Origin of the sequence: Brevibacillus agri (genome assembly GCF_004117055.1) — a bacterium.
Classification (GTDB): Bacteria; Bacillota; Bacilli; order Brevibacillales; family Brevibacillaceae; genus Brevibacillus; species Brevibacillus agri.
Genome location: NZ_CP026363.1, coordinates 838,287 through 859,566 on the forward strand (window position 1 = coordinate 838,287; position 21,280 = coordinate 859,566).

Annotated in this window: 23 protein-coding genes; 18 read left to right on the top strand and 5 right to left on the bottom strand. The window is 55.6% G+C overall.

Going from position 1 to position 21,280, the window contains the following annotated elements:
- Positions 1–179: 179 nt before the first annotated feature.
- The 6 genes from BA6348_RS04270 to BA6348_RS04295 all read left to right on the top strand — a co-directional run bounded on the left by BA6348_RS04270 (position 180) and on the right by BA6348_RS04295 (position 7,406).
- Complete coding sequence (locus BA6348_RS04270) at positions 180–1,613, top strand: PTS mannitol transporter subunit IIBC (RefSeq protein ID WP_007779330.1); 1,434 nt, start codon at positions 180–182, stop codon at positions 1,611–1,613.
- Positions 1,614–1,677: 64 nt separating this feature from the next.
- Positions 1,678–3,786: a BglG family transcription antiterminator gene (locus BA6348_RS04275; RefSeq protein WP_026557599.1), complete on the top strand. Its 2,109-nt coding sequence runs from the start codon at positions 1,678–1,680 to the stop codon at positions 3,784–3,786.
- Positions 3,783–4,217: a PTS mannitol transporter subunit IIA gene (locus BA6348_RS04280; RefSeq protein WP_007777394.1), complete on the top strand. Its 435-nt coding sequence runs from the start codon at positions 3,783–3,785 to the stop codon at positions 4,215–4,217. The genes BA6348_RS04275 and BA6348_RS04280 overlap by 4 nt, the downstream gene beginning before the upstream one ends.
- 6 nt (positions 4,218–4,223) lie before the next feature.
- Positions 4,224–5,384, top strand: coding sequence for a mannitol-1-phosphate 5-dehydrogenase (locus BA6348_RS04285; RefSeq protein ID WP_007777392.1), 1,161 nt, complete (start codon positions 4,224–4,226; stop codon positions 5,382–5,384).
- Positions 5,385–5,403: 19 nt separating this feature from the next.
- Positions 5,404–7,131, top strand: a complete 1,728-nt coding sequence (gene ptsP / locus BA6348_RS04290; RefSeq protein ID WP_007777390.1) for a phosphoenolpyruvate--protein phosphotransferase — start codon at positions 5,404–5,406, stop codon at positions 7,129–7,131.
- Positions 7,132–7,145: 14 nt separating this feature from the next.
- Positions 7,146–7,406: an HPr family phosphocarrier protein gene (locus BA6348_RS04295; protein ID WP_005827500.1), complete on the top strand. Its 261-nt coding sequence runs from the start codon at positions 7,146–7,148 to the stop codon at positions 7,404–7,406.
- Between the two features lie 82 nt (positions 7,407–7,488).
- Here the strand turns inward: BA6348_RS04295 and BA6348_RS04300 are convergent, their stop codons facing one another.
- A complete protein-coding gene (locus tag BA6348_RS04300; RefSeq protein ID WP_005827502.1) occupies positions 7,489–9,204 on the bottom strand; it encodes a sulfatase family protein in 1,716 nt (571 codons plus the stop codon).
- 115 nt (positions 9,205–9,319) lie between these two features.
- Positions 9,320–10,390 (bottom strand): YeiH family protein, encoded by a 1,071-nt coding sequence (locus BA6348_RS04305; RefSeq protein WP_007777386.1) that lies wholly within the window; start codon positions 10,388–10,390, stop codon positions 9,320–9,322.
- A 131-nt stretch (positions 10,391–10,521) separates the two neighbouring features.
- Between BA6348_RS04305 and BA6348_RS04310 the strand changes: the two genes are divergently transcribed.
- Positions 10,522–11,418 carry a LysR family transcriptional regulator gene (locus BA6348_RS04310; RefSeq protein WP_122953101.1) on the top strand — a complete coding sequence of 299 codons (897 nt, stop codon included), beginning with the start codon at positions 10,522–10,524 and terminating at the stop codon, positions 11,416–11,418.
- A 135-nt stretch (positions 11,419–11,553) separates the two neighbouring features.
- On the opposite strand, the gene BA6348_RS27120 is transcribed toward BA6348_RS04310, so the two are convergent.
- From BA6348_RS27120 to BA6348_RS27130, 3 genes are read right to left on the bottom strand one after another with little or no spacing between them, the layout of a single operon-like run.
- Entirely contained in the window at positions 11,554–11,868 is a 315-nt protein-coding gene (locus tag BA6348_RS27120) for an ATP-binding protein (protein WP_242507447.1), read from the bottom strand.
- Positions 11,869–11,898: 30 nt separating this feature from the next.
- Positions 11,899–12,372 (bottom strand): sensor histidine kinase, encoded by a 474-nt coding sequence (locus tag BA6348_RS27125; RefSeq protein ID WP_237716577.1) that lies wholly within the window; start codon positions 12,370–12,372, stop codon positions 11,899–11,901.
- Positions 12,263–13,045 carry a histidine kinase gene (locus BA6348_RS27130; RefSeq protein ID WP_242507448.1) on the bottom strand — a complete coding sequence of 261 codons (783 nt, stop codon included), beginning with the start codon at positions 13,043–13,045 and terminating at the stop codon, positions 12,263–12,265. Before BA6348_RS27130 ends, BA6348_RS27125 begins: the two co-directional genes overlap by 110 nt.
- 334 nt (positions 13,046–13,379) lie before the next feature.
- Here BA6348_RS27130 and eutL point away from each other — a divergent pair, with 334 nt between their 5' ends.
- The 11 genes from eutL to BA6348_RS04370 all read left to right on the top strand — a co-directional run bounded on the left by eutL (position 13,380) and on the right by BA6348_RS04370 (position 21,174).
- A complete protein-coding gene (gene eutL, locus BA6348_RS04320) occupies positions 13,380–14,030 on the top strand; it encodes an ethanolamine utilization microcompartment protein EutL (RefSeq protein WP_005827509.1) in 651 nt (216 codons plus the stop codon).
- Between the two features lie 35 nt (positions 14,031–14,065).
- A complete protein-coding gene (locus BA6348_RS27625) occupies positions 14,066–14,557 on the top strand; it encodes a BMC domain-containing protein (RefSeq protein WP_007777371.1) in 492 nt (163 codons plus the stop codon).
- On the top strand, positions 14,557–16,050 hold the full coding sequence (locus BA6348_RS04330; protein WP_007777369.1) for an acetaldehyde dehydrogenase (acetylating): 1,494 nt from the start codon (positions 14,557–14,559) through the stop codon (positions 16,048–16,050). Before BA6348_RS27625 ends, BA6348_RS04330 begins: the two co-directional genes overlap by 1 nt.
- A 42-nt stretch (positions 16,051–16,092) precedes the next feature.
- Positions 16,093–16,380: an ethanolamine utilization microcompartment protein EutM gene (gene eutM, locus BA6348_RS04335; RefSeq protein ID WP_005827515.1), complete on the top strand. Its 288-nt coding sequence runs from the start codon at positions 16,093–16,095 to the stop codon at positions 16,378–16,380.
- Positions 16,381–16,386: 6 nt separating this feature from the next.
- Complete coding sequence (gene pduL, locus BA6348_RS04340; protein ID WP_005827517.1) at positions 16,387–17,166, top strand: phosphate propanoyltransferase; 780 nt, start codon at positions 16,387–16,389, stop codon at positions 17,164–17,166.
- Between the two features lie 16 nt (positions 17,167–17,182).
- Positions 17,183–18,001 (top strand): hypothetical protein, encoded by an 819-nt coding sequence (locus tag BA6348_RS04345; protein WP_005827519.1) that lies wholly within the window; start codon positions 17,183–17,185, stop codon positions 17,999–18,001.
- 4 nt (positions 18,002–18,005) lie between these two features.
- Positions 18,006–18,293 (top strand): EutN/CcmL family microcompartment protein, encoded by a 288-nt coding sequence (locus BA6348_RS04350; RefSeq protein ID WP_005827520.1) that lies wholly within the window; start codon positions 18,006–18,008, stop codon positions 18,291–18,293.
- Positions 18,294–18,295: 2 nt separating this feature from the next.
- Positions 18,296–18,637 (top strand): ethanolamine utilization microcompartment protein EutS, encoded by a 342-nt coding sequence (gene eutS, locus BA6348_RS04355; RefSeq protein ID WP_005827522.1) that lies wholly within the window; start codon positions 18,296–18,298, stop codon positions 18,635–18,637.
- Complete coding sequence (locus tag BA6348_RS04360) at positions 18,634–19,077, top strand: EutP/PduV family microcompartment system protein (protein ID WP_005827524.1); 444 nt, start codon at positions 18,634–18,636, stop codon at positions 19,075–19,077. The genes eutS and BA6348_RS04360 overlap by 4 nt, the downstream gene beginning before the upstream one ends.
- Positions 19,078–19,151: 74 nt before the next feature.
- Entirely contained in the window at positions 19,152–20,612 is a 1,461-nt protein-coding gene (locus BA6348_RS04365; RefSeq protein WP_005827526.1) for a sensor histidine kinase, read from the top strand.
- The gene (locus tag BA6348_RS04370) at positions 20,578–21,174 is read left to right on the top strand and encodes an ANTAR domain-containing response regulator (RefSeq protein WP_429777001.1); all 597 of its coding nucleotides are present in this window, start codon (positions 20,578–20,580) and stop codon (positions 21,172–21,174) included. The genes BA6348_RS04365 and BA6348_RS04370 overlap by 35 nt, the downstream gene beginning before the upstream one ends.
- Positions 21,175–21,280 lie beyond the last annotated feature (106 nt).

Genomic DNA, 21,280 nt, shown 5'->3' on the forward strand with positions numbered 1-21,280 from the left:
CTTTGGGGGCTGGAGTCTTTTTTATGTGTGCCGGTTATTAAGTTTTGGCAACAATGAGAACGACAAATTCGCGCTTTGATTTTGTTGTGACGCTTATGTAAACGCTTTATATTTGAGGTGTGCACATTATTAATTTAATCTTGTCAACAATTTATAGAGAGGGTAAAGGAGGGTCCAGTATGGAGAACTTGGCGACAAAGAACCAATCTTCCGGCGGTGTGCGAGTCTCGGTACAAAAATTTGGGCGGTTTCTCAGTGCGATGGTGATGCCGAACATCGGTGCGTTTATCGCCTGGGGACTGATTACGGCGTTGTTTATCCCCACGGGGCGATGGCCTAATGAGGAACTGGCCAAGTTGGTTGTTCCAATGATTACGTATCTGCTACCGCTTTTGATCGGATACACGGGTGGGAAAATGATTCACGATGTACGTGGCGGTGTCATAGGGGCCGTTGCCACAATGGGGATTATAGTTGGATCAGACATCCCGATGTTTTTGGGAGCAATGATAATGGGACCTCTCGGTGGTTGGATCATGAAAAAAGTGGACCAACTACTTGAAGGCAGAATTCGTTCTGGTTTTGAAATGCTGATTAACAATTTTTCGGCGGGAATAATTGGGGGGGTGCTTGCGATAATAGCATTCCTAGCGATTGGTCCGGTCGTGACTGGTCTTAGCAAAGCACTCGCTTCCGGTGTTCAAGTGATTGTGGATGCAGGATTGCTGCCGCTCGCAAGCATTTTAGTCGAGCCGGCGAAGATGCTGTTTTTGAACAATGCAATTAACCACGGTATTTTTAGTCCGATTGGACTGGAAGAGTCAGTGAGAACAGGGAAATCAATTTTTTTCCTCATGGAGACAAATCCAGGGCCTGGCTTGGGAATCCTATTGGCATATTGGCTGGCAGGGCGCGGCAACGCCAAGCAGTCGGCGCCAGGTGCGGTTATCATTCACTTTTTCGGTGGTATTCACGAAATTTACTTCCCTTACATCTTGATGAATCCGCGCCTCGTTTTGGCGGCAATAGGCGGCGGAATGGCAGGGGTCTTCACCTTCACGCTGCTTGGAGCAGGACTGGTGTCATCGCCATCGCCAGGTAGCATTTTCGCTCTCAGTGCAATGGCTCCGCGGGGCGGCTTGCTGCCAGTGTTGGCAGGGGTTGTTGCAGCGACAGTCGTTTCCTTCGTCATCGCGGCTGCATTGCTGAAAATGGGCGGCAAGTCTGATGAGGACGAGTTGGAAAAAGCGACGGAAAAAATGCAGGAACTGAAAGGCAAAAAGCAACCAGCAGCAGAAGGAGAAGAGGTAGCGGCGGCGAAAGCAGTGGTGGCTGCCGATGTGAAAAAAGTAGTCTTTTCTTGCGACGCTGGTATGGGCTCCAGCGCAATGGGGGCGGCATCCCTGCGCAAAAAGTTCAAGGATGCCGGACTTGGCGAGATCACGGTTATCAACACCGCGATCAACGACATTCCTGACGATGCCGACATCGTCATTACGCACAAGTCGCTGACAGAGAGAGCGCGGGCAAAAGCACCGTCTGCCGAGCACATCTCCATTGATAACTTCTTGAATAGTCCGGAGTATGACAAGTTGGTCAAACGGCTGGGGTAAAAGGGGATCAACGCTAGTGAAAGCTAGCGTTTTCCCTCTTTGGCGTTAAGGAGGGAGCAAGGGCATGCATGTATCCTCACGGCAGCGATCGATCATGGAAATTTTATTGCAGGAGAAAAAGGGCATAACCGTAGCGCAGATCGCCGAGCGAATCGGCGTGAGCACGCGAACCGTCCACAGGGAGCTGGACGCCCTCGACCCGCTGTTTGCCGAAAGCGGTCTGGAACTGGTGCGCAAGACGGGGGCCGGGGTAGAGGTTGTAGGCACACCCGAGCAAAAGCTGGCGCTGAAAATGTCTGTCCTGCACCAGACGACGACGGAGTTTACCGCCGAGGAACGCAAGGCGATCATCCTCTGCTCCCTGCTGGCAGCCACAGAACCCGTCAAGTTGATTTCGCTGGCGATTGATCTGAAGGTAACGACCGCCACGATCAGCCACGACCTGGACGATCTCGAGGAACTGCTCGGCCGTTACGACCTGACCTTGCTGAGAAAGCGAGGATACGGAGTCGAGCTGCTGGGAAACGAGGCGTCCAAAAGAAAGGCGATCAGCCGTTTGATTGCCGAGCATCTCGATGACCACGAGCTGATCGGGATTATTAAGGAAAACATTCAAAACAAATCTTCGCGGGACATGGACTCGATTTCCCGGCGGCTTTTGTCACTGATCGACCGGGAAAAGCTGATGAAGGTGGAAAATGCCCTGAGCCACCTCGAAGCCGAGCTGCCGTATCCGCTCGCGGACAGCGCCTATATCGGCCTGGTCGCGCATTTGGCACTGGCGATGGAGCGGATTGAAAAAGGCGAAAAGATTCGCTTCGACGAGCATACGCTGAGCGAGCTGGCGGGAACCCCCGAATACGTCGTCGCCAAAAACATCATGGAACGGCTGCAGCACATCTTTCAGATGGAGATTCCGCAGGATGAAATCGGCTATATTACGATGCATTTGCGTGGAGCGAAGCTGCGGCAGTCCCCCGAGGACGCCGTCTGGCCGGAAAATACCGAGCTGGCCGCCTTGACCGCACGCTTCATTGCCCTGTGCGAAGAGCGTCTGGGGCTTTCGCTGCGGGAGGACACGTCTTTGTTTCATGGCCTGCTGACGCATCTGGAGCCGGCGCTGTACAGGCTCAGGCGTCAGATGGAGATTCACAATCCGATCCTCGGCCAGATCAAGCAAAACTACCCGGAGCTGTTTACGGTGGCGAAGGAGGTGGTGGCGGTCCTCCTGCCTGAGCTGCAAGTGCCGGAGGAAGAGGTTGGCTATCTGGTCATGCATCTGGGGGCAGCGCTGGAGAGGGGGCGGCTGGAGCACCATCGCTATCGCGCACTGGTCGTCTGCTCCAGCGGCATCGGCTCGTCGAAGATTTTGGCGACGCGCATCAAAAAGGAAATTCCCGAGATCGTCAGCTTGCGCAACTTGTCCATGTTTGATCTGGGCAACGTGCCGCGCAGCGACTACGATCTGATTATTTCCACCCTGCCGCTGGCGCTTGACCCGGCAGAATACGTAGTCGTCAGCCCGCTGCTGCCGCAGGACGACATTCAAAAAATCAAGTTTCATCTGCACAACCGCCCGGTCCAGGTGGGGGCGGCGAAAAAGGAAAGCAAAATTGTGCCGCCTGGCAGGCAGTCGCAGGAGCAGTTGAAGGCGATGCAGCTCTATGCCACTTACGCCAATCAAATTCTCGATGGCTTATGGGGACAGCGCGTCAGTAACAGCCAGCACGATATGCCAGCTCTTTTGCGGGACATTTGCACAGAGCTGGAAAAACGGGAAACCGTCCTTGCGGCAGAGGCGGTCGTCGAGCAATTGATCGCACGCGAAAAGCTCGGCGGGCTAGGCATCCCCGGCACGTCCATGGCGCTGTTCCACGGCAGAAACGAGGCGGTGCAGAAAGCGTCGTTCACTTTTCACCGCCTGGAGCAGCCCGTATTGCTTCGCTCGATGGATGAAGAGGAGATGCAGGTTGACCTGCTGCTGCTTCTGCTGGGGCCAAAGGAAGTGCCCAAGGAAGGGCTGGAGGTGCTCAGCGAGGTCAGCTCACTTTTGATCGAGGAAGACATGCAGAACTTGTTGCAGACAGGAGAACCACAGCGCATTGCTGATTATATAGCAGGCAGGCTATATGCCTTTTGCCTGAAAAAGACAGGATGGGAGAGAACAAAATGAAAAACATACTGACCACAGAGAAAATCATGCTGAATGCAAAGGCAGCGAACAAGGAAGAAGCGATCAGACTGGCAGGCGAGCTGCTGGTTCGCGCCGGACACGTGACGGCTCAATACGTGGAAAAAATGCTGGAGCGCGAAGAGCTGGCGACCACCTACATCGGCAGCGGCGTAGCGATCCCGCACGGAACGAACGAAGCAAAGGCAGAGATCCAATCCACCGGAATCTCGGTTGTGCAGGTGCCGGATGGCGTCGATTTTGGCGAAGGGAATACGGCGTACCTATTGGTCGGGATTGCGGCAGTAGGCGATGAGCATCTGGAGGTGCTGTCCAATATCGCCATCCTTTGCTCTGAGGAAGAAAACGTGAAGCGGATCGTCCAAGCCTCTACAGCAGAAGAAATCATGGCGATGTTCACCGAGGAGGTGTAGTCGCTCATGCTGGCAGTCCATTTCGGAGCAGGCAATATCGGGCGCGGTTTCATCGGGCAACTGTTGAGACAGGCAGGCTACGAGGTTGTGTTTGTCGATGTGAACACAGCGCTGGTCGACGAGCTGAACCAGAGAAAAATGTATCACGTGCAATTGGCAACAGCAGGAAATCCCCAGTCGGTCGTGGAAGGAGTGCGGGCGATTCACGGGCAGGATGTCGAAGCTGTCGCTGCTGCTATCGCTTCCGCCGATCTGGTGACTACGGCTGTAGGGCCAAACGTCCTCGGGCAGATTTCGGGAGCGATTGCGGCAGGCATTGCGAAGCGACTGGCAGACAATCCGCGTCCGCTCAATGTAATCGCCTGCGAAAACATGATTGGCGGGAGCGCCAAGCTGAAGGAGCACGTTTTCGCGGGGCTCTCCGCAGAGCTGCAGGCACAGGCGACGGAGTTGATCGGTTTCCCGAATGCGGCGGTAGACCGCATCGTGCCGATCCAGCAGCATGAAGACAAGCTGCTCGTTGTGGTAGAGCCGTTTTTCGAGTGGGTCGTGGACCGTTCGCAGTTAGTAGGAGACGTGCCGCAGATCGAAGGCGTCACCTATGTAGACGATTTGGCTCCGTACATCGAGAGAAAGCTGTTTACCGTCAATACCGGCCATGCCGTGATTGCGTATCTCGGCTATCAGTTGGGATTGAAAACGATTGATGAAGCGATGCAAAACGAGAAGGTGGCGAAGGCTGCGAGAGGCGCCTTGCAGGAGACAGGAGCGCTTTTGGTAGCCAAGTACGGCTTTGACGAGCAGGCGCATACGCAGTATATCGAGAAAATATTGGCGCGCTTCACGAATCCGCTGCTCTCGGACGAAGTGGTCCGGGTAGGGCGTTCGCCGCTGCGCAAGCTGTCCCGCCACGATCGGCTGGTAGGCCCTGCGCTGGAATGCATGGAGAGAGGAATCAGTCCCGAGCATTTGGGGTTGGCGATTGCCGCAGCGCTGTTGTTCGACTCGCCAGAGGACGAAGAAGCGGTGCGCATCCAGTCAGACTTGAAACTGTTCGGGTGGGAATATGCGTTGCACAACAACACGGGCATTCCGGCAGGCCATCCGCTGGAGGAAGTGGTGCGCAGACAAGCCCGGCTGATGCAGGAGTGGACCAGTACCAAGTAAAGAAAGGTGGGTGCAAGGAATGTCCCAAAAAATCGTAGGGGTAAAAGCTTCCGCAGGGGTAGCCATCGGCAAGGCGTTTTTGCTGACCGCTCCTGACATGCAAATCAAGACGGTAGCGGTAGAAGATGCTGCCAGTGAGATTCATCGTTTCGAGGAAGCGCTGGAACGGGCGAAGGCAGACTTGCAGCAAATTGCGCTGCGCGTGGAAAAAGAGATGGGCGCGGAGCAGGCCGACATTTTCAGAGCCCACCTGCTTGTCTTGGAGGACCCTGAGCTTGTCGACACCGTAAAAGACAAGATTACACAAGAAATGACGAACGCAGAAAGCGCCCTGCACGACGTCGCGCAGGCGTTTATCGGCTTGTTCGAACAGATGGACAACGATTACATGCGCGAGCGGGCAGCCGACATTCGCGACGTGACGAAGCGTGTCCTGGCGTATTTGCTTGGAGTGAACTTTTTTCATCCCGGCTCTTTGACAGAGGAAGTCATCATTGTGGCGGAGGATTTGACTCCGTCGGACACGGCGCAGCTTGACCGCCGCTATGTAAAAGGCTTCGTGACCGACATTGGCGGACGCACTTCGCACTCCGCGATCATGGCGCGTTCCCTGGAGATTCCGGCCGTGGTCGGGACGCAGACGATCACAAGCGCGGTTCAGCCGTCTACACTCGTTATTTTGGACGGGCATGAAGGCGTGGTCATCATCGACCCGAGCGAGGAAGAGATCGCGCTCTATACGAGGAAGCAGGCGGAGTACGCCGAGCAAAAGGCCGAGCTGGAAAAGCTGGTCCACAACCCGACCATTACGGCAGATCAGCATCACGTGGAGCTGGCGGCCAATATCGGAAGCCCGGCCGATGTGGCAGGCGCGCTCGCAAACGGCGCAGAAGGGGTTGGCCTTTTCCGCACCGAGTTTTTATACATGGGACGGGATGATTTCCCGACAGAAGAAGAGCAGTACCTCGCCTACAAGCAGGTGCTCGCGGGCATGGGCGACAAGCCTGTCGTCATCCGCACGCTGGACATCGGGGGCGACAAGCACCTCTCCTATCTGGACATGCCGGAGGAGATGAATCCGTTCCTCGGCTATCGCGCGATCCGGCTGTGTCTCGACAGACAGGAGCTGTTCCGCACGCAACTGCGCGCCCTGCTGCGGGCGAGCGCGCATGGCAATCTGAAGATCATGTTTCCGATGATAGCGACGCTGGAGGAGTTCCGCGCGGCCAAAGCGATCCTGGAAGAAGAGAAGCAGGGCTTGCAAAACAGCGGAGTCGCTGTATCCGATCGCATCGAAGTGGGTATCATGATTGAGATCCCTGCTGCCGCCATGATGGCAGATGTATTCGCGCGGGAAGTAGACTTTTTCAGCATCGGAACCAACGACCTGATTCAATATACGATGGCAGCGGATCGAATGAACGAACGGGTAGCCTACCTGTACCAGCCGTATCACCCTGCGGTCCTGCGGCTGTTGCGCAACGTCATCGAGGCAGGGCACAGCCAAGGCAAATGGGTAGGGATGTGCGGAGAAATGGCAGGCGATCCTGTTGCCGTACCGATCCTTTTGGGACTCGGCCTCGACGAGTTCAGCATGAGCGCGAGCAGCATTTTGCCAGCCCGCAAGCAGATCAGCCAGTTGAGCCGGGAGGAAATGGCAAAGCATATCGACGCGATTTTGCAGATGAGCACATCCGCGCAGGTAGAAGCGTTTGTCAAAGAAACAATTTTGCAAGAAGACATCTAAGGAGGCACAACAGGATGGTGGAGAAGAAAATTGTAGTCCAATTGCCGCACGGCTTGCATGCGAGACCGGCAGCTAATTTTGTGAAGATGGCCACGTCCTTTTCCAGCGAGATCAAGATCGTCAAACAGGAAAAGACGGTCAACGGAAAGAGCATCATGGGCATCATGGCTTCGGCGATCGCCAAAGGGGAGGAAATTACCCTGATTGCCGATGGCGTAGACGAGAACGAAGCGATTGCTGCGCTGGAAAAAGTGTTGCTGTCGCAAGAAGGATAAATTCCGGAAAAACCCCCTGTCAGAAAGGGGGTTTTTCTTTTGACACAAAGCAAAGCGCTTCGTGACAGCAAGCTTGCTTTCTTCAAGAGTGCGCTCCGTTGCCTTGCTGCCGTGACGCGCGTCGAGGCGTGAGCCGCTTCTGCTCTCGCTGTTCGACCAGCATCCGCTCCATCTGGCGGCGCACAGGCTCTGCGGAAGGATTGGCATAGGCAGGTGCGGCGAGATTGCGCATTTCAGATGGATCTGTGCTGAGATTGTACAATTCGTATTCGGGTTCGATGGCCGGGGAAGACTCGGCAGGTGATGGGGGCACCGCGAAGTAACGAGAGTATTTCCACAACTCCCGGTGTCCATGTCCAGCAGACGGCAGGCAGGCTATGACGGTTTCGATTCGGTTCGGCTCGATGACGGAGTGATAGGGCTGGCCGAACAGGCTGATCTGGTGCTGTCCTTTTGTCACATCATCCTCCGACATGAAGTATAGCGGCCCGGTATCGCTTGCGTCTGTTTCGCCGTTGCCGAGAATCAGCGCAGAGAAATCTTTTCCCGCAAGCGGGCGGACTTCGCTGTGAGTCAACTGCAATTCTGCGGAAATGGCCGCCACATCCGCATGGGCACAGCCGAGCAGGGTCGGGAGGATATCCACATGGCTGGTCAGCATTTCGGTAGACAGAGGCTGTGGAAAAAGCAGCGGATTGTGGATGATGAGCGGGAGGTGAATCGCTTCCTCGTAGGCGCAATACCATTTTTGATGGAGCCCGCCGTGTGCCCCCAGCAGTTCGCCGTGGTCGGATGTGAACAAAATCAATGTTTCCGGGTAAAAGGACGTTGCCGTCAATGCTTGCAGCACGCGCATGATCTGTTGATCGGCATTTTTTTGCAACTGGTAATACAAGCGGCGGTAAAAAGGCTCGTCTGAGATCGGCTGGAACGCTTGTGGATAAACCTCGCGATAGCTCGCCTGGCAGCGCGGCTTCGTCTCAAGCGATTCGTGCCGGGTCGGAGGCGGAGCGATTGCGGGCACGGATGGCTCTACTTCAAAGCGAAAAAGCGGAACTTGTGCCGAGATATCCCCATAGAGGGCGATATCGTGTGGATTGACAAAAGAAGCGACGATGAGCCACGGCTGGTACGTCTCCGGGCGTGTGAGCCGACTTTTTTCCTGATCGAGCCAACCGAGCAGGCTGACAACCTCGCTGCCGTACACCACGTCCCGGCCGTTTACGCCGATGGCGGCTGATGAGCCTGAATTGTGCGGGGCTCTGCCGTGCGGCTCAGGGCCGATCCAGCCGGAAAAGCCGTAGTCGTTTAACCGATTGGCGAGCCAGTACAGGCGCTCCTTTTCCGGGTCGGGCATGCCTGTGCCGGAATCGTAGCTCAGGATGGGCAGGTGCGTGCCCGGTACCCAAATATCGCGATCGGATATGTGCCATTTGCCTTTGTAATACGTGCGGTAGCCGAGAGCGCGGAAGTAGTCGCCCATGGTAGGCACGGTGTTTGGATCGAGCCAAAACATGTCGCTGTCAGGGGAGCTTTTGGCGGCGCCGCTCGTCTGGGTGACGCCGTGCAGGGACGGGTACTGCCCGGTAAACAGCGTGGCCCTGCTGGGACAGCAGGCTGTCGCGCCTGCGTAGTGGCGCTTGAACTCCAGGCCGTGGCTGCGCAAAAAAGAATGAGCGGGAAGCTCTGCATCGCGCCATGCCCGCACAGAGGCTTCCTCGTAAGCGGGCGGATAGCGCTCCTGATCGACAATTATCAACAGGATGTTCGGACGGGTTTGAAAAAAGCGACTCAACATATGGACGCCTCCAGGTGAGATGTTCACACTGTTATCAACATATGGGGATAAGCTTTGTCCTTATCCACAAAAAAACGCCTGGCTGCGCACCAGGCGATGATGGGTTCTCCACAGGCTAGATCAGCATGTAGGACAGCGCGGATAACAGGATCGAGGTAATGGACATGGCGATCAGCGGCTTTGCCGCTTTTGAGCGCAGGGCACGCAGGTTGACGTTCAGTCCGAGACCGACCATCGCCATGGTCAGCACGAAGGTGGTCAATTGGGCCACTCCGGCGTTGAAGGCGGCGGAGACAGGAATGTGCTTGCCGAGCACGTAGCTTCCGAACAGGCTCATGACCAGAAAGCCGATCAAAAACCAGGGAAACTCGATTTTGGCTGCGCCTTGCCTTTTCCCGCTGCGCTTCATCCAGAACATCAAGAGAAAACAGAGCGGGACCAGCAGGAGCACGCGTCCCAACTTGGCCAACAGTCCCATTGCCAGGCCGTCCTGCCCGGCAGGCGCGGCCGCGAGTGCGACGTGGGCGATTTCATGCAGGCTGATGCCCGACCACATCCCGTAATCGACGGCAGTCATAGGCAGAAAAGGGCGCAGGACGGTGTAGGCGATTGCGAAAACGGTTCCGACGAGCGCGATGATGCCTACGCCAATGGCGGTATCTTCGTCTTTGGCCTGGATGATCGGCGAGACGGCAGCGATGGCCGCTGCTCCGCAGACTCCGGTTCCTACGCCGAGCATGAGCGAGAGCGAGGTGTCGGCTTTCAGCCATTTGGCGATCAGCATGGTGAGCGCGATGGAAAAAACGATGACTCCTGCGTCGTAGACAAGCAGTCCAAGTCCTTGATGCAAAACGACGCCCATATTCAGCTTCAGTCCGTACAAAATGATGGCGAGCCGCAGCAAACGCTTGGCGGAAAATTGAATCCCTGACCGCAGCGGCTCCGGATATCCCCAAAACTGGCGATAGGCCACGGCGATCAGGATGGCACAGGCCAACGGTCCGACCCGGTCAAAGCCGGGAATGTAAGCTAAGCCGTAACCCAGTAGCGCGATGACAAAGGTGAAGGCGACACCGCCGAGCCAGAAGGAAACAGGGGCAGGTATGTTGTGAGGCTTGCTTTCAGCTTTGACAGATGCCTGGTCGTTGTCGTTCAATGGCGCGCTTTCATGCAGCGGGGAGGCCATTGCGATCACTCCTCGAACAGATTTGACAACCAAAGCATAAAACAACTATAACAATAAGAAAAATAAATCATTGCTATGATGATGATAAGTAAAAGCGTATAGTTGTTGGAAAAAGAAGAGGGGGATGCTGCATGGATCAGCAACTGCGCGTATTTGTCACGGTCGCAGACAGGCAAAACTTTTCGCGGGCCGCCGAAGAATTGCACATGACACAGCCAGCCGTCAGCCAGTACATTCTCTCGCTGGAGCGGGCGATCGGGTCGAAGTTGCTGGAGCGCAGCAACAAGTACGTCAGGTTGAACAAGGCGGGGGAGATCGTTTACCATCATGCCCGGGAAATTTTAGGGCTGTACACGCGCATGCAGAGCCTGGTCGACGACTTGATGAACACGCCGAGTGGGCATTTGACGATTGGCGCCAGCTACACGTATGGAGAGTATGTCCTGCCTCACGTGATCGCGAGGCTGCGCAAAGACTACCCTTTGATTACGCCGACGATCACGATTCACAATTCGACCGTCATCGCTGACCTGGTAGCGACCCGGCAACTGGATGTCGGGATCGTGGAGGGGGAGTACGTGAACGAAAAAATGTGCATCGAGCCGTTTGCCGACGATCGCATGTACGTGATCGTCTCCCCGCAGCATCGGCTGGCAGGCAAGGAGAAGGTTGCGGTCAGCGAGCTGATGCAGGAGACGTGGATTGTGCGGGAGGAAGGCTCCGGGACGCGGGAGGCGGCGGAAAAGATGTTTCGCCAGCTCAAATTCCAGCCGCAGAAGCGAATGGAGTTCGGCAGCACACAGGTGATTAAGGAATCGGTAGAAGCGGGCCTCGGGATCAGTCTCTTGTCCTATTGGGCGATCCGCAAAGAGCGCCAGTTGGGGACGCTCTGTACCTTGAAAGTAGCGGGCACGCCCGTGACGCGGGATTTTTCGCTGGTGACGAAATCGAACGAGTTCCAGACGAGAGCGTTGGAGATTTTCATGGATCTGATTCGCTCGCACGTGCCGGAGGGATCGCACGTCTGAAACGCGTCTAAAGCAGGCAAGCGGCGCAGTCTGCCAGACGCGCCGCATTTTTGGGAGGTGGGCATTCTCGGTCATGCCAAGATGCGAGTAACGCGCCTGGCGGTTTGTTTTTGCTTGCTGCCTTGTTGCCTGCGGTCATGCTTTCCCGGCAGGGGGCGTGGCGAGCGTCAGGCGGAAGGTAGTGCCCGCCGGACTGCTCTGCACCAGCTCTACCTCGCCGCCATGCGCCCTGGCGAGCAGGCGGCAAATCGTCAGGCCAAGCCCGAGGCCGTGCTTTTTCTTCCGCTTGCTGTCCCCCCGGTAGTACCGCTCGAAAATGAACGGGGCTTCTTCAGCGGGAATGCCTTTGCCGTTGTCGATGATGTCGAGGATGAGCTTGTCGGTTTGCCGGGCGACCACTTCGATGCGCGTCGCTGCTGCGGCCACGCTGTTGTTGAGCAAATTCAGCAAAATTTGTTTGAAATGCGCGCTGTCTCCGATTCAGACGATTTCCGGCTGGGGCAGCGTGATTTCGATGGCGGTTTCGGCAAAGGCAGGCAAGGTGCCGACTTGCGCGACGACCTGCTCCAGCAAGCTGGCGAGCTTGATTTCCTGCTTTTCCGCGTAGACAGCGCCTGCCTCCATCGAGGAAAAGTCGAGCAGGTCGTTAACCATCGTCTGCAGCCGCTTTGCTTCATCCATGCTGATCTGCATGAACTCGTCGGCATCGGGGCCTTTGACGACCCCGTCCTTTACAGCCTGTATCATCCCGCGAATCGACGTAACCGGGGTGCGCAACTCGTGGGAGACTCCGGCCAGCAAGTCTGTGCGCATCCGCTCCAACTGCCCCAGCCGCTTGGCCATGTCAGCGAACGGGGAGACGAGCTGGCTGATCTCGGCTTCTTTGACCCGGGTGGAGTCGGGCAGGGCTGGCTCGTAGTTGCCGGAAGAGATTTGCTCCGCTGCCAGCGCCAATTGGCGAAGCGGCTGCGTAAGCGAACGCGACAGGACGTAGACCAATCGCCCAGCCGCAAAGCGTAATGATCCCGATCGAAACCATGATTGTGATGTACGTATGCACCAGATCGTTGTTGAGGCGGGTGCTGACGTAATACGTTCCCGCCACTGTGTTTTGCTCGTAGTACGGCACCCCGACCCGCAGCCATGTGGCGTCTTTCAGCGTGATGATCTCGCGCGTTTCTTGGCGGATGTCGGCGGGCTGGACAGGGGCAGGCAAGGTGACCGCAGTGCTGGCGATAGCGAGATTTTCTTCCAGGCTGATCGCCGGCAACGCCGCGCTGTTTGCGGTAGCGTCCGCCAGCTTCACCATTTTTACGGCTACAGGCGCTTTGTCAGAGTCCGCCTCTGTCGCGGGAACTGCGAGTGTCAGCGCCGCTTTCATAAACTTGCCTTCTTTTTCAAGCTGCTTGAGCAGTTCGTCCACGGAGATGCCTTTTTCCTTTGCCATCTGCTCCAGATTAATGACCGGCTGCATTGGCACTTGCATGCCGTCGTTTTGGACGGTAACGGTTTTGGCAGGGAAAGTCGCGACAGCTTTTTGCACTGTGGATTCATCTGCGGCAAATGCAGAGCCTGCCATTGCGGATACGGCCAGAGCGATTACGGACATTGCGAGTTTCTTTTTCATGAAAAATTCCTCCTTGGGGTTTCGGTTTGTTTTTTGTTTGTGCCAGCTTGCGGGCTTGCCCGTCCCGGCTACACAACCAAGATAGCCAGGCCGTGTGTCCGTCAAATGACCGGAATATGGAAAAGTCGTGGAATACCGAAAACGCTTGCATTTTTTCTTGCCTTGTCATACATTAGAAGCAGGAATAAGATCGCAGAATTGGCGTGAATCTTATCCGAACAAGTGAATAGACAAAAGGCAAAGGTGCCCTTGAACACGAGTCTTGTTCTTTCGTGTTTAGGCACCTTTTTTTGCGTTTTGAAAAGGGAAGTTGTCTGAAAGGAGTGTGACACGCATGGAAAAACCAATTCGAGCGACGCCGCTTGCGATCCGAATGATTCCCAACGTCGATCCACAATTTGCGGAGAAGCTGAACCTGCCTTCCCATATCCGCAGTGTGGGGATGCTGACATCCACCATTGACGATGTGGGCTATACAGCCATTGATGAAGCGACGAAAAAGGCAGCAGTCGAAGTGATTTACGCCAAGTCGTTTTACGCAGGCTCTGGGCACGCTTCCGGTCCGTTGTCCGGCGAGTTCATCGGGATCATCGGGGGAGCGACGCCATCAGAGGTACAGAGCGGTATTGATGCAGCCGTTGCCTTCATGGAAAGCGGAGCATGCTTTTACTCGTTGAATGAAGAGGGGACGCATGCGTATTACGCACATGTCGTGTCGCGGACGGGCAGCTACTTGTCTGGGCTTGCCGGCATCAGGGAAGGGGAGCCGCTCGCCTATCTGATCGCTCCGCCGCTTGAGGCCATGTACGGGATAGATGCCGCTCTCAAGGCAGCAGATGTACAGATGGTGCAGTTTTTTGGCCCGCCCACGGAAACCAACTTCGGGGGAGCGCTGCTTACAGGAAGCCAATCGGCATGCACCGCAGCAGCCGCTGCCTTTGCCGACGCAGTAAGAAGCGTCGCCCGACAGCCAGTCAAACGATAAAAGGGATTTTCCCTCTTGAAGGGGAGGAAATGTAAATGCGCGCTCATGCATACTCACTGGGCATGATTGAGACGCTGGGCTTGCCCGCGCTCATCGCGGCCGCCGATGCTGCTGCCAAAGCGGCAGACGTCAAGGTCGTTACTTATGAAGGCGCGGATGCAGGGATTGTGACCGTGTACGTAATCGGAGATGTTTCTTCGGTTCAGGCGGCTGTAGACGCTGGCGCTGACGCAGCAAGACGCGTCGGACGGTTGCTGCACTCCCACGTCATCCCGCGTCCTGATGAGAATGTTCCCAAAATGATTAAAAATCTGATGCGTTCGGAAGCGAAGGAAGAAGCCAAGCCACAGCCTGCACAGGCAAAGGCAGAGCCGGCGCTGGCAGAGCAATCGATCAACGACTTGCGCAAGCTGGCCCGCTCGATTGCGGATTTCCCGCTTTCGACCAATGACATCAATACGGCGAAGAAAGAAGACCTGATTCGCCTGATTGAAGAAAAGCAGCAAGGCGGAGGTGACAAAGCCTAATGACACTGGACGCTGATTTGTATTCCATTCAGGAAGTGCGCACGTACCTCGCCCAAGCGAAGGAAGCGCAGGCGAAGCTTGCTACCTACACCCAGGAGCAGATCGACCGGATCATCGCTGCCATGTCCAAGGCTGGCGTAGAGAATGCCGAGCGATTGGCCGCTCTGGCGGTTGAAGAGACTGGCTTCGGAAACGTTCCGGACAAACGGATGAAAAACTTGTTCGCTTCCCAGGATGTGTATGCTTCCATCAAAGATGTGAAGACCGTAGGCATCATTCGCAAGGACGAAGAGAACAAGGTGTGGGAAGTGGCGCAGCCGGTCGGGATCGTGGCTGGTATCGTGCCGTCGACCAACCCGACATCGACCGTTATTTTCAAGTCGATGATCGCGCTCAAGGCGCGCAACGCGATTGTCTTCAGCCCGCACCCGTCGGCAGCCAAATGCACGCTGGAAGCAGCGCGGCTGATGGCACAGGCCGCTGTGCAGGCTGGAGCGCCGGAAGGCTTGATCCATTGCGTTAGCAAGCCGACGCTCCCGGCTACAAACGAGCTGATGAAGCACAAGCTGACCAACGTGATTCTCGCAACAGGTGGTACGCCAATGGTGCGGGCTGCGTACAGCTCCGGAAAGCCTGCTTACGGTGTCGGACCCGGAAACGTTCCGGTCTACATCCACCACAGCGCTGACCTCGCTGCCGCTGCCAAGCGCATTGTGCAGAGCAAGACCTTTGACTACGGCACCATCTGCGCCTCGGAGCAGGCACTAGTGGTTGAGGAAGCGGTCAAGCATCAGATGATTGCCGCTTTGAAGCGCGAAGGAGCGTACTTCCTGGACGAGAACGAGAAGGCAAAAGTAGCCGCCATCATCATGGTGAACGGCTCGCTCAACGCCAAAATCGTCGGCCGCTCCCCGCACGTCATCGCGCAAATGGCAGGCATCTCGATTCCGGCCGAAACGCGCGTGCTGGTGGCGGAAGAGACTGGCGTAGGCAAAGAGTATCCGCTGTCCGTGGAAAAGCTGGCGCCGATTCTCGCTCTCTACACCGTTCAAGGAGACAACGAGGCGTTTGCCCGTTGCCGCGAGCTGCTCACGCACGGCGGCTTGGGCCACACCGCAGGGATTCACGCACAGGATGAAAACATCATCGCATCTTACGGCCAGGCGATGCCGGCTTCCCGCATCCCGGTCAATACCGGAACCACCTTCGGGGGCATCGGGGCCACGACTGGCGTGCAGCCGTCCTTTACGCTCGGATGCGGTTCTTTCGGGAACAACATCACATCCGACAACATCGGTCCCAAGCATCTTTTCAACATCAAGCGCGTCGCTTTCGGCGTAAGAGAAATGCCTGAGTCTGCGCCAGTGCAAGCTGCACAAGCGACAAAGGCAGAGGAAGCCGTGCTGCAAGCAGTCTCTTCGCTGAACGTCGGCTTGAGCCGCGAAGAGATCAAAAACATTATTAAATCGGTTTTAACAGAAATGACGTCGTAAATTAGTGAAAATTTGTCCATATAATTAAGGAGGAATAAAAAAATGGCTGGAGAAATGTCCGCATTGGGAATGGTAGAAACAAAAGGTCTGGTAGGAGCAGTTGAAGCTGCTGATGCAATGGTAAAAGCAGCGAACGTAAAACTGATTGGTAAAGTACACGTAGGTGGCGGTCTCGTAACAGTCATGGTACGTGGTGACGTAGGTGCAGTAAAAGCTTCCACGGACGCAGGCGCCGCTGCTGCCGAAAAAGTAGGCGAGCTCGTATCTGTACACGTCATCCCACGCCCGCACGGAGACATTGAACTGATCCTGCCTAAGCTCGAAGGGTAATCCCCTATGGCAGTTATTACAGAAGCATCTTTGCGAGCCATGCATAAGACAGGCATCCCAAACCCCTTTCTCCTGGAGAAAGGGGATAAAATCACACCAGCAGCGGCAGATTTCTTGAAAGGAAGAGGGATTCAAGTGAAATCTTTTGAAGAACAACAGCAGCAACCTTCCACCAATCAAACTGCCGGGGCCGTACAGGAAATTCCCCTTGGCGTTTCCAATCGCCACGTTCATTTGTCGCCAGCCGATGTAGAGAAGCTGTTTGGCGCAGGACACCAATTGACGCCGATGCGCGATCTGTCGCAGCCTGGCCAGTTCGCTTGCCAGGAGACGGTGACCATCGTCGGGCCAAAAGGCAGCATTCACGGCGTGCGCATTCTCGGACCGGCGCGCGGAGCGACGCAAGTGGAAATCTCCCGCACGGACGGATTTACGCTGGGCGTGCATGCCCCTGTGCGGATGTCTGGAGATATTGAAGGAACACCGGGTCTGGTACTCGTAACAGCAAAAGGCACAGTCGTACTGGACAAAGGTGTGATTGTAGCCAAGCGGCACGTTCACATGTCGCCTGCGGATGCCGAGCAGTTCCAGGTGAAGGACGGCGACACGCTGATCCTTGCGACGCAGAGTGACCGCCCTGTCATCTATCCGGATGTGGTCGTTCGCGTACATCCACAATTCGCGCTCGATTTCCACGTCGATCTGGATGAAGGGAATGCCGCCAATTTGAAAACGGGCGACCGGGTAAAAGTGATCGGCAAAAACGGCCAGTTTTACTCCGGCTAACGGAGGTAGAGCTTTGATGGACATCAGAGAAATGGTGGCATCGATTACGAAAGAAATTTTGCTTTCCATGAATGCAGAAAAGAAACCGGAAGCGCCTCGTGTCCTGTATGTCTTTTGCGACAGCCAGGCACATGAGGCATTCCAGGATCATTTTATCCATCTGAAAAACCACGGGATTTGCCACGACATCCTTTTCCTGGACGGGGAAACTTCCTCCTGGCTGGGGATGCACAAGATCGAATGCGGGGGAGCAGGCAAAATTCTCACAGCGGATGAGTATGCTCCCGCCCCGTTGGAAGTGCCGAAAGATTACGCCGGGATCGTCATTCCGGAGATTGATCTGGACAATGCGGCGCGAATCGCCTCCGGCCTGAAAGGCACGATCAAGGCAGAAATCGTCTTCTCCGCACTGGTGACAGGCAAGTTCGTCATCGCAGGTTCCGACGTGCCGGGCATCAAGCGCGCCGACCGCCGCACCCTGCAAACGTTGACGCTGACGCCAGCATACGAAAGGCTGTTCCTGCGCCATGTCGAGGCGATGAAGGAGCTTGGCGTGGAGTTCGTGGAGCAGAAACGCTTGGCTGACCGCGTCGTGTCCAAACTGAAGTCCCAACTGCAAAAAGCAGAGGCAAAGCCTGAGCAGCCGACCTTGACGGCCTTGGACGAGGCAGAAGCGGTGTTCTCCGGCAAGCTGCTGACGGCTGACTGGATCAAATCCCAGCCGGAGTTGCGGGATACGACCTTGCATGTGAAAAAAGGAGCGATTGTCTCTCCGCTGGCTTACGACAGCATGAGAGAGCGCGGCATTACGGTCAGCTATTTAGGAAAAGGGTGATCGCATGTTTTTGGGAAAAGTGATCGGCAGCGTTTGGGCAACCCAAAAGGAAACCGGCATGGAAAATCTCAAGCTGATGGTTGTCCAGCCCATTGACTGGCGCGGCGAAGAGAGCGGGCAAACCGTCATCGCAGCAGACCGGATCGGGGCAGGGATCGGCGAGCAGGTCATCGTCTCGCGCGGGACGCCTGCCCGTATCCTTTTTACTGGCAACAGCGTGCCGATCGATGCGATCATCGTGGGCATCGTCGATTCGTTTGAGGTGCCGGGTGCCGCAGGAGGAGAGGGATAGCGATGGAACAGGAACGTTCACGGGTCATACAGGAATTTGTCCCAGGGAAACAGGTCACGTTGGCTCATGTGATCGCAAACCCTGACCCTATGCTCTATACCAAGCTGGGGATCAAGGAGGCCGGAGCGATCGGCATTCTGACCCTGACGCCGACGGAAACGGCCATTATTGCTGCCGACATCGCAACGAAGGCAGCAGGTGTCGAGCTCGGGTTTCTCGATCGTTTCACAGGTTCACTGATTGTCGTGGGGGATGTCTCTGCTGTAGAGATGGCAGTGGACGCGGTCAATCAGGTGCTGAGCGAAAAACTGCGGTTCACACCGGCATTGGTGACGAAATCATGACAGGCCGTGTCATGATTATCGGGGCCATCGAAGCGGGCAAGTCTTCTCTGGTCAAAGCGCTGTTCAACGATGAACAGCCGGCCAGGAAGACGCAAGCGCTGGAATATCGGGACTGGGTGATCGACACGCCGGGCGAGTACAGCGAAAATCCGATGTTTTACCGCACCCTGATGGCAACCGCGCTGGAGGCGACCATCGTGGTGATGGTCCAGGATGCCACACGCGAGCGCAACTACTTTCCCCCGGGCTTCGCGCACGGCTTTCCCCAGGCGTGCGTAGGAGTCATCACCAAGGTAGATCACCCCGCTGCCGATGTGCAACGAGCGGAAGGCTTTTTGCGCCAGTCGCTGGGCGACGCGCGAATTTTTCGGACGTCCTCCTACACCAGTGAGGGAGTGCCGGAATTGCGCGCGTATTTGCAAGAAATGGTAAGCGAATAAGCCTCTTTCCGCCGTAGCGAGTCTGTGAGAAAATGAAGGCAATATCAACTCCTAGCAGGTGAAAAGAGGTTCGCATGCAATCCATACGGGAACTGTGCAAAGCGTCTACGATATTGAGTGAGGACGACATCCAGATCGTGGAGGACCTCGCTTCCAAATTGCAGATTTTTGCCGATCTGTCGCAGGCAGACATGTTCATCGACTGCCCGACAGTAGACCGAAGTGCTGCTTTGGTGGTCGCGCAGGCCAAGCCTAGCACCGCGCGATCCATGTACAGCGGCTCCGTCGTGGGGCATCTGGCGACCGCGATCAACGAGCCTGCTGTCATGTACTGCCTGACTACAGGAAAGCCGGTGATCGGGTCGAGAGGTGTCTCGCAGGAGCAGGTCGTCATGCGTCAAAGCGTCGTGCCGATTACAAACGCCGAGGGCAAAACGATCGGGACGCTGATTACCGAGCAGGATATTTCCAAGCAGGTCGAACAAGAAAAAAATGTCGAGATGCTCAAGGAAACGACCGAACATCTGAGCGAGACGCTGATTCAGTTCGCAGTGCCTGATATGCCGATTTCTTCACTTTTGCATGAAGGCATGATTTTGTTTGACCAGAGTGGGATCATCACCTACGCCAACGGGCGCGCCCACAAGCTGCTCTCCTTGATCGGCTTTGAGAGACCGGACAAGGGCGTGAGCATCGAACGCATTTTTTCCTGGCGAGTTTCCCCGGAAAACTTCGTGCGTCACGGGGGCTACATTCAGGATGAGTTGTCAAAAGGAAAGCATTTTATCATGATGAAAGCGGTTTCGTCCGTGCGCAAGCTCGACATCATCGGAGGCATCATCTTGCTCCGGGACATTTCGGACATCCGCGAAAAAGAAAAGCAGTTGATGATTAAGTCGGCTGTCATCAAAGAGATTCACCATCGCGTGAAAAACAATTTGCAAACGATCGCAAGCCTGCTGCGCCTGCAAATGCGGCGTTCGCAGTCGAACGAGATCGAGAAAGTCTACCGGGAAAGCATCAACCGGATCAACAGCATCGCCATTATTCACGAATATTTGGCGCAGGACGGTCTGGAGCAGATCGACTTCAAAGAGATTTTAACCAAAATATCGAAAATAATCGTCTCTTCCATGAGACGTTCAGAGCAAGCTATACACGTCGTCGTGACGGGAGAATCCGTGTACCTGCCGTCCAACAAGGCGACATCCTGTGCCCTAATCGTCACGGAGCTGATTCAAAACTGCATGATCCACGGATTTCGCGAGCTTCATGAAGGGCGAATCTCCATTGCGCTCGTCTCGAAGGAGGATTTCGTCAGTCTGTCTGTCACGGATGACGGGGTAGGTATCGAGGACATGGAGCACATTCTCAAAAAAGGTCACCTTGGCTTGAAAATCGTCGACACGCTCGTCAAGGAAGACCTGGAGGGAACGATGCATTTCCGTAACACAGGCAACGGAACGGAAGTTACCATTCTCTATCCGATCCAGAAGGAGGATGAAGATGACACAGCCGAAGATTATGGTGGTTGACGACGAGCCGATCATTCGCATGGATTTGCGCGAGATGCTGGAAAACGAAGGCTATCAGGTTGTGGCCGAGGCGAAAAACGGGGAAGAGGCGGTCGAACTCGCTCATCGTCACAAACCCGACCTCATTATCATGGATGTGAAAATGCCTGGCCTTAATGGCATCAAGGCAAGCGGGATTATCCGCTCCTTTTCGGACTGCTCCATCCTTCTTTTGACCGCGTACAGCCAGAAGGAACTGGTGATCGATGCGCGGAAAGCCGGAGTGACGGCTTATCTGGTAAAGCCCGTATCCGAGGATGACCTGATTCCGGCTGTGGAGATCGCGCTCAGCCAAAAGGAAAAAGTCGTGTCGTTGAAGAAAGATATTAGCGATCTGAAACAGAAGATCGAGGATCGAAAATGCGTGGAAAAGGCCAAAGGCAAACTGATGAGCGCACTCTCCCTGGAGGAAGAGGCCGCTTACAAATGGATGCAGCAAGTAAGCATGCAACGGCGCATGCCGCTTGTGAAGCTCGCCGAGGAAATTCTCGCCGGCGAGGAGACGCTGTTTTCCCAAGGCTGATTTTCCTGACCGATAAACAAATGCGGGAAACGAAACAAGTAGATAGCAAGCAAAGCAAAGGCGCTTGAGTCAGACCGGAAGCGATTTTTTCGGCTGTTCAGGCGTT

Bases quoted from the DNA above. Each gene is read 5' to 3' on its own strand.
- BA6348_RS04270 (WP_007779330.1), top strand. From the start codon at position 180: ATGGAGAACTTGGCGACAAAGAACCAATCTTCCGGCGGTGTGCGAGTC.
- BA6348_RS04275 (WP_026557599.1), top strand. From the start codon at position 1,678: ATGCATGTATCCTCACGGCAGCGATCGATCATGGAAATTTTATTGCAG.
- BA6348_RS04280 (WP_007777394.1), top strand. From the start codon at position 3,783: ATGAAAAACATACTGACCACAGAGAAAATCATGCTGAATGCAAAGGCA.
- BA6348_RS04285 (WP_007777392.1), top strand. From the start codon at position 4,224: ATGCTGGCAGTCCATTTCGGAGCAGGCAATATCGGGCGCGGTTTCATC.
- ptsP (WP_007777390.1), top strand. From the start codon at position 5,404: ATGTCCCAAAAAATCGTAGGGGTAAAAGCTTCCGCAGGGGTAGCCATC.
- BA6348_RS04295 (WP_005827500.1), top strand. From the start codon at position 7,146: ATGGTGGAGAAGAAAATTGTAGTCCAATTGCCGCACGGCTTGCATGCG.
- BA6348_RS04300 (WP_005827502.1), bottom strand. From the start codon at position 9,204: ATGTTGAGTCGCTTTTTTCAAACCCGTCCGAACATCCTGTTGATAATT.
- BA6348_RS04305 (WP_007777386.1), bottom strand. From the start codon at position 10,390: ATGGCCTCCCCGCTGCATGAAAGCGCGCCATTGAACGACAACGACCAG.
- BA6348_RS04310 (WP_122953101.1), top strand. From the start codon at position 10,522: ATGGATCAGCAACTGCGCGTATTTGTCACGGTCGCAGACAGGCAAAAC.
- BA6348_RS27130 (WP_242507448.1), bottom strand. From the start codon at position 13,045: ATGAAAAAGAAACTCGCAATGTCCGTAATCGCTCTGGCCGTATCCGCA.
- eutL (WP_005827509.1), top strand. From the start codon at position 13,380: ATGGAAAAACCAATTCGAGCGACGCCGCTTGCGATCCGAATGATTCCC.
- BA6348_RS27625 (WP_007777371.1), top strand. From the start codon at position 14,066: ATGCGCGCTCATGCATACTCACTGGGCATGATTGAGACGCTGGGCTTG.
- BA6348_RS04330 (WP_007777369.1), top strand. From the start codon at position 14,557: ATGACACTGGACGCTGATTTGTATTCCATTCAGGAAGTGCGCACGTAC.
- eutM (WP_005827515.1), top strand. From the start codon at position 16,093: ATGGCTGGAGAAATGTCCGCATTGGGAATGGTAGAAACAAAAGGTCTG.
- pduL (WP_005827517.1), top strand. From the start codon at position 16,387: ATGGCAGTTATTACAGAAGCATCTTTGCGAGCCATGCATAAGACAGGC.
- BA6348_RS04345 (WP_005827519.1), top strand. From the start codon at position 17,183: ATGGACATCAGAGAAATGGTGGCATCGATTACGAAAGAAATTTTGCTT.
- BA6348_RS04350 (WP_005827520.1), top strand. From the start codon at position 18,006: ATGTTTTTGGGAAAAGTGATCGGCAGCGTTTGGGCAACCCAAAAGGAA.
- eutS (WP_005827522.1), top strand. From the start codon at position 18,296: ATGGAACAGGAACGTTCACGGGTCATACAGGAATTTGTCCCAGGGAAA.
- BA6348_RS04360 (WP_005827524.1), top strand. From the start codon at position 18,634: ATGACAGGCCGTGTCATGATTATCGGGGCCATCGAAGCGGGCAAGTCT.
- BA6348_RS04365 (WP_005827526.1), top strand. From the start codon at position 19,152: ATGCAATCCATACGGGAACTGTGCAAAGCGTCTACGATATTGAGTGAG.
- BA6348_RS04370 (WP_429777001.1), top strand. From the start codon at position 20,578: ATGAAGATGACACAGCCGAAGATTATGGTGGTTGACGACGAGCCGATC.